An 18782-nucleotide genomic window follows, 5' to 3' on the forward strand; every position below is an offset into this window, starting at 1 on the left:
AGACAGGGATGAACATGAAACGGACAGCACTCTTTTTTGCATCGACGGCGATTCTCTTTTCTTCGCCAGTGGCAATGGCAGAACAAGCCCCAATCAACCGCCCCTTCATCTCCTCAAACAGCAATGTACCCTCGCAAATGTTGGCGCAGGCGGAACAGACCGCGCCTCAGGCGGAAGAACCTGTTGAGGAGCTGAAGAAGCACAAGGGCGGCGACCACCAGGCAGAAGAAGCAAAGAAACGTGCCGCTGATGAAACAGAAGCCGCAGCGAAGGAACAGCGGAAGGCCGAAGAGCAGGCGAAACATCAGGCCGATCAAGCCGCCAAGGCTGCCGAAAAGGAAAATGAACAGAAGGCCGAAGAGGCAAAGCGCGCTGCAAATGCGGAAGCTGACAAAGCAGCCAAGCAACAGAACGCGATAGAAGAAGAAGCCAAACAGAAAGCCGCGCAGGAAGCCAAGTCTGCAAAAGCCGCCGAAAAGGAAGCGGCGCAGGAGGCCGAAAAAGCGAGAAAGGCTACCGAAGCCGAATCCAATAAAGCTGCCAAGCAGCAAAAAGCCGTAGAAGAGGAAGCGCGAAAGAAGGCAGCGGCAGAGTCCGATGCCGCAAAGGCGGCCGAGAAGCAAACCGCCAAGGAGGCAGAAAAGGTCAAGAAGGCGACCGAGCAGGAAGCGGACAAGGCTGCTGAAGCGCAAAAGGCCGCCGAGGAAGAAGCTCGCAAGAAGACTGATAGCGCCCAGAAGGCGGCGGACAAGCAAACAGACAAAGCTGCCGAGGCCGCAAAGAAGGCAACTGATAAGGCTGCCAAGGAAACGCCGGTAACTCCTGCACCCGACGCGCCCGCTACCGCAGAACAGCCTTCTCAGCCTGCAGAGCCGACCACCAAGGAAGCCAAGCCTGTCGACCCAGCCACCGGCAAAGCCGCGCAGCAGGAAACCTTACCGGAAAACGCTGCTCCAGCACTCGACAGCGCCAAACGGCCATCTGCTGGTGGAGTCCCCGATAAAGCAAAGCAGGGGCAAGCAGCCGAAGCACCTGCGGATCAAAAACCCGTTGCCGGGCAGCCGGCGGTCGCAGTGGCTCCGCCGAAGAACGATGCGGATGTTCAACAGGAGCTTGCTCCCGTCAAGATCGAGCCCGTCCTCACTGAAAAGGGTACCCGCACCAAAGACCGCAGGCCTGATGAGCGTCCAGGCGATGTACAGGTAGTGAAGAAATTCGGAGACCGGACCGTCGTCAATATCGACAATAACGTCTACGTCGAGAGCTCCGACCGGCCGCGCATGTCACGCGACTCGAAGGACGTCTATTACGAAGACCTGCCTCGTAACCGTACGAGAGAAACCATCGTGCGTGACAATGGCGTGCAGATTGTCACGATCCGCAATCGCTATGGCGATGTGATCCGGCGCTCACGTGTCATGCCGGACGGCCACGAGATTGTGTTGACATACACGCCCGACTACGACCGCGAGGAGCGTCAGGAATGGCGTGATCCAGGTGATGACCTGCCACCGCTCGCACTCAATATTCCGGTTCGCGATTATATTCTGGACGCGGAAGAGGCGCCTCAGGAAGAGGTGTACGATTTCTTCGAGCAGCCGCCGGTCGAACGGGTTGAACGCATCTATTCGATCGACGAAGTCAAGCGCTCGGCACGCATCCGCGACAAGGTTCGCCGCGTCGATCTCGATACGATCACCTTCCAGTTCGGCTCCGCGGATGTCGGCGAGGACCAGATCAGCCACATTGAAAGCGTTGCAAAGGCAATGGCGCAAATCCTCAAGAAGAACCCGGCCGAGACCTTCCTGATCGAGGGCCACACCGACGCCGTCGGGTCCGACCAGGCAAACCTTGTCCTTTCGGACAGGCGGGCGGAATCCGTGGCCCAGGCGCTCACCAATGTTTTCGATATCCCGCCGGAAAACATGGCTACCCAGGGCTATGGCGAGCAATATCTGAAGATCAAAGCCGACGGCCCGGAACAGGAGAACCGCCGCGTCGCCATTCGCCGCATTACACCGCTGGTTGCCCCGGTAGCCAGCAACTGATACCGGCCCTCCAACGAAAAACCCGGACTTTGATCCGGGTTTTTTGTGTTAAATCCTTGAGTTCGGGTATGTTGTCGCTATTTGTTGAGCTGAGCCCGATTGTTCAACCGGACCCTTATTTTATGAAACGTCTCGAAATCTTCGTCGAAAACATCATCCTCGCCTCGCGCTGGCTCCTGGTCGTCTTCTACCTTGGCCTTGCCGCAGCGCTTGCAATCTATGCTTTCTCTTTCGCCGGCAAGCTGGTGGACTTCGTATCCAAGGTCACCACCCTCAATGAAACCGATACTATCCTCAAAATGCTCAGCCTGATCGATGCAGCGCTGGTCGCCAGCCTCGTCGTCATGGTCATCATTTCAGGCTATGAGAATTTCGTCAGCCGCTTCGATCAAGCCGATGAGGTTCACTGGCTTGGAACGATCGATGCAGGATCGCTCAAGATCAAGGTGGCATCGACCATTGTCGCCATATCGTCGATCCATTTGCTGCAGGTCTTTCTGAACCTGACCCAGTTCAGTACCGAACAGCTGACATGGTTCACCGTGATCCACCTCGCCTTCGTGTTCTCGGCGCTGTTTCTCGCCTATATCGACAAGCTGATGGTGAAGGACAAGGGCGACAAGAAGGCCGAAGAGCCGTCGCTCTGAACGAACTGCACAACAAAAAGCCCGGCACTTGGCCGGGCTTTTTGTTTGTCGTGACTTCAGAATATCAGCTATCGAGGAACGAACGCAGCTTTCTGGAGCGGCTCGGATGCTTCAGCTTGCGCAATGCCTTTGCTTCGATCTGACGAATACGCTCACGTGTTACCGAGAACTGCTGGCCAACTTCTTCCAGTGTGTGATCCGTGTTCATGCCGATGCCGAAACGCATGCGCAGCACGCGTTCTTCGCGCGGTGTCAATGAAGCCAGAACCCGCGTTGTCGTATCGCGCAAATTGGCCTGAATGGCAGCGTCGATCGGCAGAAGCGCATTCTTGTCCTCGATGAAATCGCCGAGATGCGAATCTTCCTCGTCGCCAACCGGCGTTTCGAGCGAGATCGGTTCCTTGGCGATCTTCAGCACCTTGCGCACCTTCTCAAGCGGCATGGCAAGCTTTTCAGCCAGCTCTTCCGGTGTCGGTTCACGGCCGATTTCATGCAGCATCTGGCGGGACGTCCGAACGATCTTGTTGATTGTCTCGATCATATGCACCGGAATACGGATGGTGCGCGCCTGATCGGCGATCGAACGGGTGATCGCTTGACGAATCCACCAGGTCGCGTAGGTCGAGAACTTGTAACCGCGACGGTATTCGAACTTGTCGACCGCCTTCATGAGGCCAATATTGCCCTCCTGGATCAGATCGAGGAACTGCAAACCGCGGTTGGTATATTTCTTGGCGATGGAAATAACGAGACGCAGATTTGCCTCGACCATTTCCTTCTTGGCGAGCGCGGCTTCACGTTCGCCTTTCTGCACCTGATTGACGATACGGCGGAATTCCGAGATCGAAATGGCGGTTTCCTGCGCCATGTTCTGAATTTCCGTACGCAGGTTCTTGATCGTCTCTTTTTCGTTCTTGGTATATTCTTTCCAGCCGCGCGTTGTGAGATTGGAAACAGCCTTCAACCAGTTCGGATCGAGCTCGTTGCCCTGATATTCCTTGAGGAAGTCCTCGCGACGTACCCCGTAAGATTCGGCCAGGCGCAGCAAGCGCCCTTCGTTCTGAACGAGACGCTTGTTGATGTCGTATAGCTGGGCGACCAGCGCTTCGATACGGTTCTGGTTCAGCGATAGCGACTTGACCGCCTTGATCAGCTGATCCTTGAGTTCCTTGTAGCGGCGCTCCTGGCTCGGCGACAGCGATCCGGAGGCAGCGAGGCGGTTTTCCACCTGCTGATCCTGCAATTTGCGCAGCTTCTTGTAGGTATCGGCAATAACGTCGAGCGTTTCCATGACCTGCGGACGCAGTTCGGCTTCCATCGCGGCAAGCGACAGATTTGCCTCATCATCCTCGTCGTCATCTTCTTCGACGGGCGCATCACCGCCAACATTGGTGATATCGTCATCGTCGCGGCGGCTGCGCATCCGGTCATTGGCCGCAGCAGGCTTTTCTTCCTCGACGCGCTCGATCACTGGGGCCTGTTTGGCTTCGGGACCCGCATAGGTGGTTTCAAGGTCGATGATTTCACGCAGCAGGATCTTCGACTCGTTCAGATCCTCGCGCCAGATGATGATCGCCTGGAAGGTCAGCGGACTTTCGCAAAGACCCGAGATCATGGTTTCGCGACCAGCCTCGATGCGCTTGGCGATGGCGATTTCGCCTTCACGCGACAACAGTTCGACCGTGCCCATCTCGCGCAGATACATGCGGACGGGATCGTCGGTGCGATCGGTCGGTTCCTTTTTGGTGGTCGTCGGTGCTACGGCAGTGCCAGTCGACTCCGCGAGTTCGCGGGCATCGCTTTCCTCGTCGGCGCTGTTGTCGGTTTCTTCAGCGTCAGCGTCCTGCTCGTCATCTTCGACAACGTTGATGCCCATGTCACTCAGCATGGCCATGGTGTCTTCGATCTGTTCGGAAGTGACCTCTTCGGATGGCAGAACTGCATTGAGTTCGTCCATCGTCACATAGCCGCGTTTTTTCGCGAGCTTGATCATCTTCTTGACAGCGTCATCGGAAAGGTCGAGAAGCGGTCCGTCTGGCGCGCCTTCGCGCTCGACTTCTACTTCTTCGTTTTCCTTTGCCTTCGTTGCCATATTCTATATCTCCAAGCGGTGTTCGCTTTGTTCCCCTGATGGGCGCTTTGTTTTATGCATGAAAACAACGAGCGCGGCAGCGCACCGGTTCCCCTACATCATCAAGGTATAAATGATCGACTAGCCGAAATCCTGTTAATGGCGGATTAACCTTGTTATTCCGTCACGCTACATATCTGCCGAATTTGCCGGTTTTTTCGCTTTACCCGCAAACATCAACGAAATATCTTTAATTCGCGCACTCTGATTCCGTCATTATTGACCCACGTCAACCCCGACTCAACTGATTCGTAGGAAAAAAGCGAATCAATTCGGTCAAAACCCCTTGCCCGATCGCCCTGACGGTATTCCGAACCCTTCGATCAGCGCTTCAGTTGCCTGCGCATTGCGAATATCGTTTTGAATATCGAGGAGCCGGTTAAGGTTTTCATCGGTGGCTTCGCTCGCCAAGGCGGTTTCAGCTACTTTCAGCTCTTTATGTAGTGTGCTTGCGCGTTGATGCAAGTGAATCGCCTGCTTTAGCGCCTCCAAAGCGTCTTCTTCTGCCGCTTCCGCCGTCGCGGTCCACATGCGCGCACGCCGCGTCAATGCTTCCAGCGCTTCAATCAAGGCGCCATGATGGGTATCAACCATCGCCTTGCGCATCTCTGTCCCGTTGGCGACATGATGCTCGGCCATCGCGTTGAGCATGGCCGCATGAAAGCGCTTGAGGTCCGGGTGGCTGAATTCAAGCCGCACCACGGCTTCGAAATCCTCCTCGATCAACCGCGGGTGATTGAACAACGTCATCAGGATAGCGGTCTCGCGCAAGGGAGGCGCTGCCGATGTGGTCTTGACCAAAACGGAACGCGCCAGACTGTCCGAAACCGCAAAACGGCCAGTGGCTGCGCCCCTGCCCCGTTGGCCGTAACCATTCTGCTGGCCGAAACTGTTCTGGTTGTTGCCGCGTGGATTATTGTTGCTGCGCTGGTTCGAACCGAAGAACTGCTGGATACGCTCACGCACATCCTGCGCATAGTGACGCCGTACGTTTTCATCACCGATCAACGCCGTCATCTGTTTGAGCCGCGCTTCAAGTTCGGCGCGCCGCTCCGGCGTGTCGAAGACGCCGCTCGCCGTTTCGCGCGTCCACAGCATGTCGGCAAGGGGTCGTGCATCGTCGAGCACACCCTGGAAAGCTTGCGGGCCGGAACTTTTGACCAGATCGTCAGGGTCCTTACCTTCGGGCAGCACGGCAAAACGTAAGGAGAAGCCGGGCTTCAACACGGGCAGAGCCAGATCGATCGCGCGGTGCGCAGCCTTGATGCCCGCATTATCGCCATCAAAACAAAGTATGGGCTCCGGCGACATCCGCCAGAGGAGATCGAGCTGATCTTCCGTCAATGCGGTCCCCAGCGGCGCGACAGCCTGGGTGAAGCCGGCCTGCGCCAAGGCAATCACATCCATATAGCCTTCAACGGCAATGACGGCCTTTGCCGGTTGGCCAGCCTGCGGTTGCGCCGCCTTTCTGGCACGCAGGGCGTTAAAAAGAATTTTACCCTTGTGGAAGAGTTCGGTCTCGTTGGAATTCATGTATTTCGCGATGGCATTGGGTGCCAGCGCCCGCCCGCCAAAGGCAATGATACGGCCTCGCAAGTCCTCGATCGGAAACATGATGCGATCACGGAAACGATCAAACGACACCGGCTTGTCATCGCCATAGACCACCAGCCCACAGGCCTCGATCTGCTCCTTGGTGGCACTCTTCGATGCCAGGTGTTCCTTCAGGGCGTTGCGGCTCTCGGGCGCATAACCCAGACGATAGGAATGCTGCGTCGAGGCGCTCAGGCCCCGCTCTCGCAGATAAGCACGGGCCTTTGCTCCGCCCGCCGCTTGCAGCTGTTCCTCGAAAAACTTGGTCGCCATCTCCATGACGTCATAAAGCGTGGCACGTTTCGCCTCGCGTATTTCCATTTCGGCGTCACGCGCAGGCATCGGCACGCCGGCCATATCTGCAACACGCTGCACGGCCTCGGGGAAACTCAACCCTTCGAGCTCGGTTAAAAAACGGAAATGATCGCCGGTAACGCCGCAGCCGAAACAATGATAACGGCCCTTGCGATCCTCGCAGTGGAAACTCGGCGACTTTTCGCCATGAAACGGGCAGCAAGCCCAGAAATCACCCTTCGGCGCGTTGGTCTTTTTCCGGTCGAACGAAACGCGCGTCCCGATCACACTAGAGATCGGTACACGCTCCCTGATCTCATCGAGAAAGGACGGCGGAAATCGCATGCGGCTCTTCGTTCTTCAAATTGGCGCTTCGGAAAGTCAGTTTGACGGCCTGAAACTCCATCTATCAGGCTTGAACCATACTGCATTAAATAAGAACGCGACGGAAGTCCGCAAGCACGTCATCCCCCGTTCATCGCGTCGAATCGCTTCTCGACGGACTCTAAACTTTTACAAGCCGGCAAACGATAAGCGACCGATACAAAACTGTCATAAAATTGTTACAATGCGCCAAAAGCGACACATTTTTTCTTAGCCGGAACATAATTTTTTCCCTTTTTGATTGATATGTTATCTTAATAAATCGCAACTAAAATCGTATAGTTGCATTACCGTGTTTTCCGTACTCGACAGGATCATAACAAGTGAACGGTTCCGCAATTTTGTTGCATCTGGCAGGCGCAGTGGCGCTCTTGCTGTGGGCGACACGCATGGTTCGCACCGGCGTCGAGCGCGCCTATGGCGAGCGAATGCGCCAAAGCTTGCGCGGCGTACTGCACAATCCTGTTCTCGCAGTCCTTTGGGGACTGATGCTTTCCATCGCGCTGCAAAGCTCCACGGCGGTGAGTCTTCTGGTCGGCTCCTTCGTGGGATCAGGCTTTGTCAGCGGCATTGCCGGGCTCATGGCCGTGAGAGGCGCCGAGGTTGGATCAGCGCTCGTCGTCAAGATCCTGAGCTTCGACCTGACATTGCTGGTACCACTCTGTCTGGTGGCAGGGACCGTTATCTTCATGTCGACCGAACGAAGCAGCTGGCGGCAAGTGGGCCGTATCCTCGTCGGCATCGGCCTTCTCGTGCTTTCGCTCGAAATGACCGGCCAGGCAACAGAACCTTTGCGCAACAGTGAATTGCTGCCGGTGATTGTCGGCTATCTGAATACCGATCCCGTCACCGCGTTCCTGATTGCAGCGCTGATGACATGGCTGTTCCACTCCAGCATCGCCGCCGTACTGCTGCTGGTGACGTTTGCCTCTCGTGGCCTCATCCAGCCCGAACTCGGCATCGTGATGATTTTTGGTGTGAACCTGGGCTCCTCCTTCATCGCACCGCTTTTGACCCGCAATGCCGCCCCGCAGACGCGTATCGTGCCGATGGGCAATCTGCTGATGCGCGGAGCCGGTTCAGTGGTCATCCTGATCCTTTATCTGACGTTCAAACCATCTGTGGCCTTCCTCGGCTCCGCACCGGCTGATCAGGTCATCAATGGCCACATCCTCTTCAACATCATCATCCTGCTTGCTGGCGTTCCGCTTTCCGCGCTTGTTCTTAGGGTTACCAAGGCTGTCGTCGCGCTCAATGTCCCGGTCGAACAACCAAAATCGCTTGATCAAGCGGAACTCAGCGCATTGGACGAAAGCGTTCTTGATACCCCAAGCCTTGCGCTCGCCAACGCCACCCGCGAGACCGTCCGCGTGTGCGAGACAGTGGAGATCATGCTGCGCGGGATCATCGGGCTCTACGAGAACCCCGTTCAGGAGCGTATCGACGAATTGTCCGCCCTTGATGACAAGGTCGACCGCAAGCACGCGGCCATCAAACTCTACCTTGCCAAGCTGACGACCAAGCCTCTGAGCGACTTTGAAGTTGCACGCGCTCGGGAATTGCTGGGTGCCTGCGTGAAGCTGGAACAGGTCGGCGACATCATCGTCCGCAATATGCTGGCGCTGGTGCAGAAGAAAATGGACCGGAAACTCAAATTCACCGACGAAGGCTGGCTAGAACTCAGCAACTTCCACGCCAAGGTGCTTACCAACGCGCGTATGGCGTTCAATGTTCTCGTCTCACGTGATCGCGAAACGGCCCATCAACTGGTGCTTGAAAAAGACCACTTGCGCGACCTTGAAAAGCAGAGCAGCGAGCGGCATTTCCGCCGCCTTCGTGAAGGAACGACACGAAGCGTCGAGACGAGCTCGATTCACCTCGACACGATCCGCGATCTGAAACAGGTCAATTCGCTGCTGGCAGCCATGGCGTATCCCGTTCTCGAAGAACAGGGCCTTTTGAACACCACACGTTTGCGCGCTTTGCACAGCTGACCGTTTATGGCGTCGAGCCATCGGCGCTATCTAAAACGAAGGCCATTTCACTTGTGCCAGCGTATTTCGTGTTCAATAATCGCGATGAATGTGATTGTTGGACCCAATAAAGGCGCCCATGGCGGTGCCGATCAGTAGTCCAAGAAGTACATTGCCCATGATTGCTTCGCCAACACCCGCGCCAACTGATAATCCAGCAAGCATTCCAATAATGGTAGACCAAGTTTGTTCTTTCATTTTAGCCTCCGTTTTTATTATCGATGAACGCGGCAAAGTCATTCGAGTTCCAGCGGAGCACTGGACTACACATCAACAAAACGGGAAATGCGCGTGATGATTTCGCTAAGACCGATGCGTGCCGATGAATACTCGGCTTATCTGGATTATTTCATTCCTGACTACGCGGCGGAAATAGCAGCCAATTACCACCTTTCACCTGTCGAATCCCGTTTACAAGCCTTGCGGGAAATTGATGAGGATCTGCCGCAGGGTGTAGAAACGTCGGGCCAGGTGCTGCTGTGTATAATCGACAGCATTTCAGTTGACGACAGTTTAGTCGGGTATTTCTGGTACCGGCCGGATATCCCGGCACGTTCGATCCACATAAGCGATTTCCATATTTTCGCCGCGCATCAGGGAAAAGGCTACGGCAAGGAGGCCTTGGCCGCTCTGGAATTGGGACTGTCCAAAACGGGGTTCACGCAAATCAAGTTGCGCGTGGCTGAAGACAACAAACGGGCAAAACATGTCTATGATGTTTCTGGATTTCGCGTGACAGGCGTCAATATGAGCAAAGCGATCGGATAACAGAATGACCAATGTCGAAGAAGTGAAAAAAGGCCTGTGGGATACCGAACGAAAGCTGCTTCACCATTTAAGGGCAATTAGACGGCGGGATCGCGACATCAAACCCGCTGACCTCGAAAATCAGCTTACACGCGGACAAAAGATCGCCGACAGAGTTGCCGCAACGATGGGATCCTGGTCATTCATCATCATCCAGACGACAATCCTGTTTTTCTGGATTGTGCTCAACGTCACCGCCTATGTGCGGGAATGGGACCCTTATCCCTTCATCCTTCTCAACCTGGCCCTGTCGTTCCAGGCCGCTTACGCCGCGCCGTTCATCATGATGAGCCAGAACCGCCAGCAGGATATCGATCGGAAGGAAGCGGAGAACGACTACCGCATCAACATCAAAGCAGAGCTCGAAATCGAATTGCTGCATGAAAAGATCGAACTTCTTCACCAGAAGATCGACCAGATGCGGGAAAAGGAAGTGGTGACCCTCACGGAGGCAGTCGAGGAACTCGCAACACAGAAGCAACCGCCCGAAGAGGCCGGTGACACTTCCAAATAAAAAGGACCGCTGCGGGAGGAGGTGCAGCGGTCCTGATTGTAAATGTACCGCGGGAGGAGGTGCAGTACATTCCATGTTGGGGTATCTGGGAGGAGAAGAACCCAACACCAATAAGTTAGCACCGCACAAAAATCTGGCAACTTACAAAAATGCATAATAGCTATGCAAATTGTCGCATTGACCAGATCGATGCCGACTCACCCGTAAGAACCGTACTATGTCGAATTTCGAATTTTGCGGCGTTAGCCAGCGACTGCCGCGAAAGGCGGCCTTGGGTCAACAGTTTTTGATACCTGCTGCTGCCAACCCTTTATGCTAGTGTTCACGCCCGGTCATGAATTCCATGGAGGATATTGATGGACGCAAAATCAAAACCCACCTGCCGTATTGTCAAACCCCACCACACCTATGGCGGCAAGCAGGGGCTCGACTATTTCGAAGGTATAGCGGCGGAGACGGTCGGATCCACAGGCATCTGCATGCATCTTCTGACTATCCCACCCGGCGCGCGCGCCAAGGCGCATCTGCACGAGGCCCACGAAACGGCGATCTATATGCTGTCCGGCGAGGCGCATACCTGGTACGGCGATCGACTGGAGGAGCATGTCGTGGTGCATGCCGGGGAGCTTTTCTACATTCCGGCCGGCGTTCCGCATCTGCCGGCCAATCTCAGCAGTACGCCTTGCACCGCGATCATCGCCCGCACCGACCCGAACGAGCAGGAAAGCGTTGTACTGCTGCCGGAACTGGATGCACTGGTGCCGGCTTAAGCCAGCTGCCTCAACGTTTTCCGAGGTGTTCTCGTGGTGTCAGGACACGGCCAGAATTTGGTCGATTGTCGCGTCGAATTTTTTTGCAATCTTCTTTGAAGCTTTTTCGTTCGGATGAAGTTCATCATGCCAATTGCCCTGGCAGCAATTTCTTGCATCGACAAGATGCACCTTTGCGGACGAATCCGCGACCCCCGCCAGCAATTCATAAAATCTGTCGACGGAGTATTTCACGATCTCTTTGGCGATATCACTGTCCCAGGCGTATCCCAGCGCCTTGAACGGTTTGCCCAGCCATGGCCCGTTGTTGCGCGGATGCGCATAGTCGTACCCCTGCAGCAGGACATGGGTGTAGCCGCTTGACCAGACGTTGACGTTTTTCACCATCTGTCTGTATCCGGCTTTGAGCCCGTTCAAGATTTGTTTGAATTCGCTATCCTTGATGTAGTCACGCGGATCACTCGAGCCTCCGCCTTGAGAAAAGCGCTTGACGTACTTGGCCAAACTCCCGCCTCCAAGAAAGTCATTGCCGCCACCTGAAAATATGAAAAACTGCCTTTGTCCCCCCGAAATCGGTTGTTTGTACTGGGGCGGATTTCTTGTAATTTCCGCGAACGTGTCGCCAGGAAAACCAATATTAAGTGTGTCGTACTTTGCAGTATCTTTAGCGAGGGCATTAACAAAGGTCATTTCGTATCCCAACGCGCTTGACTCGGGCCAGAGGATGTTGATCCAAGAATCTCCCTCGGCAAGAATCTTTATCCTCCCTCCCACCGCCATTGTTGTTACGAGCTGCTCCGCAAGCGTTATGCGCCGCATTGTCCTAACGGCATCAGATGCCGAAACACCCTTCAGCGGCGTGATCTTGAACACGAGAGCATTTTTTGGATCTGGCTCCATCTTGAAAGCCGACTTGAAATCAAGATGAGCGGCGGTTTTAGCCATGATAGTCTCCCAAAAGCTGGCGCACCAATGACAATCCGACGTAGACGATATGCCGTCACGGAACATTCCGCCATAACCACAACGGAAATTTGAGTGAAGCAAAAGGCAAGCACGACGATATGTTTGAAGCTTGGACTTCAGTCTTTGGTCCGCGCCGAGCGTAATTCCCGCTTCGCGGCATCATGAAATGCCACATTTTCCTGACAATGTTCCTGCTGGAACAAGGTTGAGTGGCCATGAAACGCAAGTCAAAATCCCCAAAGAGCCCCTTAGACAAACATACTGTGGAAGAGCTGGAATTTCAGGAGCGTCGGATTATCAAATACATGAAAGAGGGCATGACGCGCGAGGAAGCGGCAATGCAAGCGCTGGCCGATTTGCGGGAGAAAATGGATCGGCGCTGAACCAACGTATGTTGTGACCGACTTGCTGAACCTATGTTAGGATGGCTTCCAACAATCTTGGGCTTCCAATGTAGGAGCAAATGATGAGAAAATCAGGAACAATCTTATTAACGTTGGCTTTAGGCACAATACTGGCGTCCGGCTCGGCAACCATATCGATGGCGCACGGTAAAACTCATGGCGCTCACAAATACCACGTGCATCGCGTTGACGGCCTCTGGCGTGCGAATGGTTATTGGTACCCACAATTTAAAGACTGCTATTTCCCGTACCGCTACGATTTTCCCGTCTATTGCGACGAATCCACTCAACGCTTTTCGAAGTGGGGACGGGGCACAAGGCCCATCAGAAAATAAGGTAGAGCCGATTGGGTCGGCAGTTCATCGTCTTCGGATCGTACAAGTGTCACAAGATGAGATGAACTCGCCTACTGCAGTATCTCTTTGACGATGCTGCTGGCTTTGCTGAAATCCATCTGGCCGGCATATCGTTCCTTGAGCACGTTAGGCGATTTCAGGAGGATTGAAATAGACTGCATCCTTGCTAGACAGGCTATTTTTGACCTGTTTGGTGAAGTCATCCACGAGCACTTCATCACTCTTCGTTTCGACACCGATCAACCCAGCTTCAGCCACCTCATTTGGATGGATTTTTTTCATCTCAAACCCATGGGTCATGTCGGTATCCATAAAACTGACGTGAACCCCGACAACCGCCGTTTTTTGACCTTTCAGTTCAATGCGCAAGGCATTGGTGAAGCTCCATGCCGCGGATTTTGAAGCGGAGTATGCAGCGAGCAGAGGGCGGGAGAACCATGCAGAATCGGACAAGACATTCACGATCGCACCACCGCCATTCCTGGCGAGGATGGGTGCAAATGCCTGGGTGACGGCTATCATTCCATAAAAGTTGATTTCGAAAATTTCTCGCACGTCCGTGATCATTTGAGGATCAAGGACGCTGTTGGTCAGACGAGCTATACCCGCGTTGTTTATCAGCAACGTTGTATCCTCGCAGCGCTTTGCCGCCGCCGCTATCGAAGCGCTATCCGTGACGTCGAGTTTGATCTGAATAATGTCTGGCGTATCGGTATCAGCCGGAGTGCGGACGCCAGCATAAACTTTCTTTGCGCCGAGCCTGAGCGCCTCCGTAGCGAAAGCCAAACCAAGACCACGGTTAGCCCCAGTTACAAAAACAACGGAATCTTTGATGCGCATTTCTTGTCTCCCTGGCTTATAAAACTGAAGTCAGCACATGGCGCGAAATCTGGTCATTTCATGCACATCTTCCGGCAACGGCAGGACGAACCCTGCAGACAAGAGGTGAGTGCTAGGGTTGGTTGGATGCCTGAAGGTGCGGGCCGTGATGCTGCTAGTTACCCGGTCTGAGCGGCATAGGCGGCACCATGGTCCCAGAAATGGCAAAGGGCAAGTCTACTGCAGGATCTCTTTGACGATGCTGCTGGCTTTGCTGAAATCCATCTGGCCGGCATATCGTTCCTTGAGCACGTTCATGCTTTTGCCCATATCGCGCAGGCCGCTTGCACCGATCTCGTCGATAACCTGCCTGGCCGCATGGCGTATCTCCGCATCGCTCAACTGCTTCGGCATGAAGTCGCGAATGATCTCGATTTCCGCACGTTCCTGCGCGGCAAGTTCCGAACGATTGCCCTCTTCGTAAAGCTTGGCCGACTCTTCGCGCTGCTTGATCATCTTGGCAAGAATGGAGCTTATCTCGTCATTGGTTGCGGGCTCCTTGCCCGAACCCCGGTTGAGAATATCGCGATCCTTGATGGCGGACATGATCAGGCGCAGCGTCGGCACGCGGCGCTTGTCTTGTGCTTTGATGGCTGTGGTTAGTGCCGCTGCGATGGTATCGCGCATATCTGGAGCCTCCTGGTTGCGCGCACTTTATGGCTGGCCCGACACGAAAACAATCATCGTCCCATGCGGTTTGGCATGATTCCATGAAGAGTTCTTGTGTCGCAATTGACGTTGAGCGCGGCTTTGTTTATGGACTGGGTCTTAGCCAGACATTTTGTTGTTGCTGCGGTGGGGAGCCAAGTCACCACCGCGTTCAGCCATGTCATATGGAACGTTGGACGGCGTTTTTCAACGCCGCCAACGACGCAAGCCCGCGCTCAGGAGTGCCGCATGACCACCAACACAACGACAGACGCCGGTACATCGTCAAAGACCGCGGGCTGGACTGAATTCAAGCCGACGGCATTGCTGGTTCTGGCCGATGGCACCGTCATCGAAGGCAAGGGCCTTGGCGCGACCGGCATCTGCGAAGCGGAAGTCTGCTTCAACACCGCGCTTACCGGCTATGAGGAAATTCTCACCGATCCGTCCTATGCCGGCCAGATCGTCACCTTCACCTTCCCCCATATAGGCAATGTCGGCACCAACAAGGAAGACATCGAGGATCTGACCCCGGCCAATCGTGCCGGTGCGGTTGGCGCGATCTTCAAGGCCGACATTACTGCGCCTTCGAGCTATCGCGCTGCCGATCACCTGGATCATTGGTTGAAAGCGCGCGGCGTTATTGCTCTGGCTGGCGTCGACACGCGTGCCCTGACGGTTCTCATCCGCGAGAAGGGCATGCCGAACGCAGTGATTGCCCATGATCCGGACGGCAAGTTCGATATCCCAGCGCTGAAAAAGCGCGCCGCGGCGTGGCATGGCCTGCTTGATCTCGACCTCGCCAAAGACGTTACCTCGGGGCAGAGTTCCGTTTGGACCGAGAAGCCATGGGTATGGAACGAAGGCTTTGACGAGCAAACAGCGCCGGAATTCCACGTAGTCGCCATCGACTATGGCATCAAGCGCAATATCCTGCGGCTCATCGCCGGTCTTGGTGCAAAAGTCACTATTCTCCCGGCTTCCGCAACCGCCGAAGACGTTCTGGCCCATAAACCGGATGGCATCTTCCTCTCCAATGGTCCAGGTGATCCGGCGGCGACCGGCAAATACGCCGTCCCCGCCATCAAGGAGCTTATCAAGACCGACATTCCGGTCTTCGGCATCTGCCTCGGTCACCAGATGCTGGCGCTCGCGCTTGGCGGCGATACCAAGAAGATGCACCAGGGCCATCACGGCGCCAACCATCCGGTGCGTGACGACACAACAGGCAAGGTCGAGATCGTTTCGATGAACCACGGTTTTGCCGTCGATGCAGAGTCCTTTCCGGATGGCGTCGAAGAAACCCATATCTCGTTGTTCGACGGCAGCAATTGCGGCCTGCGTGTTGTCGGTCGTCCGGTCTTTTCAGTGCAGCATCACCCCGAAGCGTCGCCCGGTCCGCAAGACTCGCACTATCTGTTCCGCCGGTTCTTCAACCTGATCCGGGAGAGCAAGGGCATGGAGACACTGCCCGAACGCGATCACGCCGCCTGATCAGGCGACGTCGTGGCCAGTACTTGCCTTTAATATTGCAAACCACTGCTGGCGATCGAGTTCGATATCCAGCGCAGATACCATCGCGGTCAGCCGCTCGACCTTGAGACTGCCAAGAACCGGGATCAGCCTCGCCGGATGGCGCAACAGCCATGCGATGGCTATCGCAGATATGTCGGCTTCGCCGATTTCGTCTGCAACCGCTTTCAAAGCCTCACGCACGCGTTGTTCCTGCACCCCATCGCCCGTGAACAGACTACCGCCACCCAGCGGAGACCAGATCATGGGCACATAGCGCAGGCGTTGTGCGTGATCGAGACTGCCGTCCGAAAGCGGCGCGGTATTCAGGACAGACATCTCGATCTGGTTGGTAACCAAGGGAAAGGGCAATCGCGAAGCCAGCAGATCGAACTGCGAAGGCGAAAAATTGGAGACGCCGACTGCTCTCACCTTTCCTGCCTTGACGATAGCCTCAAGCGCTGCCGCTGTTGCATCGGCATACATCAGCGGATCGGGGCGATGAACAAGCAGTAGATCGATATAGTCCGTATGCAGGTTCTTCAAGGAACGATCCACGGACGCTTTGATATGTGCGGCACTGGTATCGTAATGCTTGATCCGGTTATCAGGCCGCGCATCCGACTTCAGCATGATATCGCATTTGGTGACCAGTTCGAACGCTTCGCGCTTGCCGCCCCAGCGCTTGAGAGCGGCGCCGAACGCTTCCTCAACACCGTAGTTCCCATAGATATCCGCGTGATCGAAACTCGTCATGCCGAGATCAATCGCCGCAGCGACAAGCCTTGCCACACTGTCCGCGTCGGGCTTTTCCGGTTCGTTCAGCAGGCGCCAGGCACCTAGAACCAGCCGGGACAGGGAGAGACCGCGGGCATTGAGTGCAATACGCTTTTCATAGGACATGGAAAAATCACCTCGGTTGGAATAATCATTGCCTCGATCAGTTTCGTGTGACGCACGGAACGTAGAAATGAGGAGTATCGACCATGTCGGAACAGCGCCCGCCCCTACCTCCATTCATGCACGAAACCGCGGTGCAAAAAGTTCGTGGTGCCGAGGACGGTTGGAACAGCCGCAACCCCGAGCGCGTATCGCTGGCATATACGATCGACAGCTATTGGCGCAATCGTGCAGAGTTTGTCGAGGGGCGGGAGGCAATCGTGACTTTCCTCACGCGCAAGTGGAATTGTGAACTCGATTACCGGCTGATCAAGGAGCTTTGGGCATTCACCGACAATCGAATCGCAGTTCGTTTCGCCTATGAATACCACGATGATTCCGGCAATTGGTTTCGCGCCTACGGCAATGAAAACTGGGAATTCGACGAAAACGGCCTCATGCAAAAGCGGTTTGCTTGCATCAACGACCTCCCGATCAAGGAATCCGAACGCAAGTTTCACTGGGATCGGTCTGGACCACGTCCAGCCGATCATCCCGGTCTGTCAGACTTGGGACTATAAAGCCTCTTATCCGGCCTCGTTCTGGGCCAGCGCACCCGGAACGAGAACCTCGTCTTTGGCCAGCGATGGCTTTTCGATGCGCAGCACGAAAACAATCAGGCCGATCAGCACGAAAATCCCGCCGAGCACATAGGGCGCGCCGCTAAAGGTGATGGATGCACCCGGCGCTGTGAAGATCGCGAATATCTGCGTGAAGATCAGCGGGCCAATAATATTCGTGATGCTGAACAGGCTGGTCATCGCCCCCTGCAGCTCGCCCTGCTCCGATGCGGGCACTTTGGCGGAGGCAATACTGCGCATCGCCGGATCAGCTATGCCTTCAAGGCAGGTCGCAACGATCACCACATAGACCAGCCATCCCTGCCAGGCGCTGGCATACCCGAAGAAACCGAGCGCGGCAAAGGCGAGGCCGATGACGGCCGTGCGCCATTCACCATATCTCGACACGATGCGAGGCAAGACAAGCCCCATTACGATTGCCGCACAGAGGCCGTAGATGCCAAGTGATATGCCGATATCGCTCTCGCTCCAGCCATAGCGGTAGCTGCCCACATAGGCCCATACCGCCGGATACGACATGTGTCCGAGAGTCAGCATGAAGAAAACGAGCCCGAGCCACAGAATGCCTGTGTGATTGCGCATCTGCTTCAGGGCGCCGAGCGGATTGGACCGTCTCCATTCGAATTTCCGGCGATCTTTCACGGCAAGTGTTTCGGGCAAAAGGAAATAAGCGGCGATAAAATTCAGAAACGAGATCAGCGCCGCCCCGTAAAACGGTATGCGTGGGCCAAACTCGCCAAGGAAGCCGCCAATGATCGGCCCAAGAATAAAACCAACGCCGAATGCAATGCCAAGCAGGCCGAAATTCTTGGCGCGGTTTTCGTCCGTGCTGACATCGGCGATATAAGCGGAGGCCGTGGAGTAACTGCCGCCGCTGATACCTGAAAGGATTCGGCCAATCAGCAGGATGGCGAAGTTTGGTGCAAGCGCGCAAATCAGGTTGTCCAATGCGAAGGTAATAACCGACGTCAGCAATATTGGCCTGCGGCCGAAACGATCACTGAGATTCCCAATCAGCGGCGCAAAAACAAACTGCATTCCGGCATAGGCGAAAAGCAGCCACCCGCCGTAAATTGCTGCATTCCCCACATCCGTGCCGGTGAGTTCCTCAAGATATTCCGGCAGGACTGGCACTATGATGCCAATGCCGATGATATCCAGCAGCAGGATCATGAAGACGAGCGTCAGGCCGCGTTTGGCCAGGATGGGGTCAATCATCGGAAAACTCGCAACTGGCGTTTATGTCCGCGATTGCGCGGAAAATCGTTGTATTGCA

17 protein-coding genes are annotated in these 18782 nt (G+C 55.2%); 9 read left to right on the forward strand and 8 right to left on the reverse strand.

All coding sequences use genetic code 11. From position 1 onward, the window contains the following. The first annotated feature begins 14 nt into the window (after window positions 1-14). On the forward strand, window positions 15-2048 hold the full coding sequence (locus tag PHA01_RS09915) for an OmpA family protein (protein WP_271894838.1): 2034 nt from the start codon (window positions 15-17) through the stop codon (window positions 2046-2048). A 122-nt stretch (window positions 2049-2170) separates the two neighbouring features. Then, entirely contained in the window at window positions 2171-2695 is a 525-nt protein-coding gene (locus PHA01_RS09920) for a TIGR00645 family protein (RefSeq protein WP_112530730.1), read from the forward strand. 64 nt (window positions 2696-2759) lie between these two features. On the opposite strand, the gene rpoD is transcribed toward PHA01_RS09920, so the two are convergent. Together rpoD and dnaG are read right to left on the reverse strand one after the other, a co-directional pair. After that, window positions 2760-4787, reverse strand: coding sequence for an RNA polymerase sigma factor RpoD (gene rpoD, locus PHA01_RS09925; RefSeq protein ID WP_210003050.1), 2028 nt, complete (start codon window positions 4785-4787; stop codon window positions 2760-2762). Window positions 4788-5102: 315 nt separating this feature from the next. Then, window positions 5103-7058 (reverse strand): DNA primase, encoded by a 1956-nt coding sequence (gene dnaG, locus PHA01_RS09930; RefSeq protein WP_271894843.1) that lies wholly within the window; start codon window positions 7056-7058, stop codon window positions 5103-5105. Window positions 7059-7420: 362 nt separating this feature from the next. Here dnaG and PHA01_RS09935 point away from each other — a divergent pair, with 362 nt between their 5' ends. After that, complete coding sequence (locus PHA01_RS09935; RefSeq protein ID WP_271894845.1) at window positions 7421-9091, forward strand: Na/Pi cotransporter family protein; 1671 nt, start codon at window positions 7421-7423, stop codon at window positions 9089-9091. 72 nt (window positions 9092-9163) lie between these two features. On the opposite strand, the gene PHA01_RS09940 is transcribed toward PHA01_RS09935, so the two are convergent. Further along, window positions 9164-9328, reverse strand: coding sequence for a hypothetical protein (locus PHA01_RS09940; protein ID WP_183661544.1), 165 nt, complete (start codon window positions 9326-9328; stop codon window positions 9164-9166). Window positions 9329-9415: 87 nt separating this feature from the next. Here PHA01_RS09940 and PHA01_RS09945 point away from each other — a divergent pair, with 87 nt between their 5' ends. The 3 genes from PHA01_RS09945 to PHA01_RS09955 all read left to right on the forward strand — a co-directional run bounded on the left by PHA01_RS09945 (window position 9416) and on the right by PHA01_RS09955 (window position 11221). Further along, complete coding sequence (locus tag PHA01_RS09945; protein WP_271894849.1) at window positions 9416-9898, forward strand: GNAT family N-acetyltransferase; 483 nt, start codon at window positions 9416-9418, stop codon at window positions 9896-9898. A gap of 4 nt (window positions 9899-9902) precedes the next feature. Then, complete coding sequence (locus PHA01_RS09950; RefSeq protein ID WP_271894851.1) at window positions 9903-10451, forward strand: DUF1003 domain-containing protein; 549 nt, start codon at window positions 9903-9905, stop codon at window positions 10449-10451. A 356-nt stretch (window positions 10452-10807) separates the two neighbouring features. Then, window positions 10808-11221 carry a cupin domain-containing protein gene (locus PHA01_RS09955; RefSeq protein WP_271894853.1) on the forward strand — a complete coding sequence of 138 codons (414 nt, stop codon included), beginning with the start codon at window positions 10808-10810 and terminating at the stop codon, window positions 11219-11221. A 39-nt stretch (window positions 11222-11260) separates the two neighbouring features. Here the strand turns inward: PHA01_RS09955 and PHA01_RS09960 are convergent, their stop codons facing one another. Continuing rightward, a complete protein-coding gene (locus tag PHA01_RS09960; RefSeq protein ID WP_271894855.1) occupies window positions 11261-12166 on the reverse strand; it encodes an SGNH/GDSL hydrolase family protein in 906 nt (301 codons plus the stop codon). A gap of 236 nt (window positions 12167-12402) precedes the next feature. Here PHA01_RS09960 and PHA01_RS09965 point away from each other — a divergent pair, with 236 nt between their 5' ends. Further along, window positions 12403-12570, forward strand: coding sequence for a hypothetical protein (locus tag PHA01_RS09965; RefSeq protein ID WP_271894858.1), 168 nt, complete (start codon window positions 12403-12405; stop codon window positions 12568-12570). Between the two features lie 503 nt (window positions 12571-13073). On the opposite strand, the gene PHA01_RS09970 is transcribed toward PHA01_RS09965, so the two are convergent. Further along, window positions 13074-13787 carry an SDR family oxidoreductase gene (locus tag PHA01_RS09970; protein ID WP_271894861.1) on the reverse strand — a complete coding sequence of 238 codons (714 nt, stop codon included), beginning with the start codon at window positions 13785-13787 and terminating at the stop codon, window positions 13074-13076. Between the two features lie 216 nt (window positions 13788-14003). Next, window positions 14004-14453 carry a GatB/YqeY domain-containing protein gene (locus PHA01_RS09975; protein ID WP_271894865.1) on the reverse strand — a complete coding sequence of 150 codons (450 nt, stop codon included), beginning with the start codon at window positions 14451-14453 and terminating at the stop codon, window positions 14004-14006. A 270-nt stretch (window positions 14454-14723) separates the two neighbouring features. On the opposite strand from PHA01_RS09975, the gene carA reads away from it, so the two are divergent. Next, complete coding sequence (gene carA / locus PHA01_RS09980) at window positions 14724-15968, forward strand: glutamine-hydrolyzing carbamoyl-phosphate synthase small subunit (protein ID WP_271894869.1); 1245 nt, start codon at window positions 14724-14726, stop codon at window positions 15966-15968. Here the strand turns inward: carA and PHA01_RS09985 are convergent, their stop codons facing one another. Continuing rightward, window positions 15969-16889, reverse strand: coding sequence for an aldo/keto reductase (locus PHA01_RS09985; RefSeq protein ID WP_271894872.1), 921 nt, complete (start codon window positions 16887-16889; stop codon window positions 15969-15971). A gap of 83 nt (window positions 16890-16972) precedes the next feature. Here PHA01_RS09985 and PHA01_RS09990 point away from each other — a divergent pair, with 83 nt between their 5' ends. Then, window positions 16973-17446, forward strand: a complete 474-nt coding sequence (locus PHA01_RS09990) for a nuclear transport factor 2 family protein (RefSeq protein ID WP_271894874.1) — start codon at window positions 16973-16975, stop codon at window positions 17444-17446. A gap of 6 nt (window positions 17447-17452) precedes the next feature. Here PHA01_RS09990 and PHA01_RS09995 read toward each other — a convergent pair whose 3' ends face one another. After that, complete coding sequence (locus PHA01_RS09995; protein ID WP_271894877.1) at window positions 17453-18724, reverse strand: TCR/Tet family MFS transporter; 1272 nt, start codon at window positions 18722-18724, stop codon at window positions 17453-17455. Window positions 18725-18782: the final 58 nt, after the last annotated feature.

The sequence above is a fragment of the Candidatus Phyllobacterium onerii genome (assembly GCF_028331445.1).
GTDB lineage: Bacteria > Pseudomonadota > Alphaproteobacteria > Rhizobiales > Rhizobiaceae > Phyllobacterium > Phyllobacterium onerii.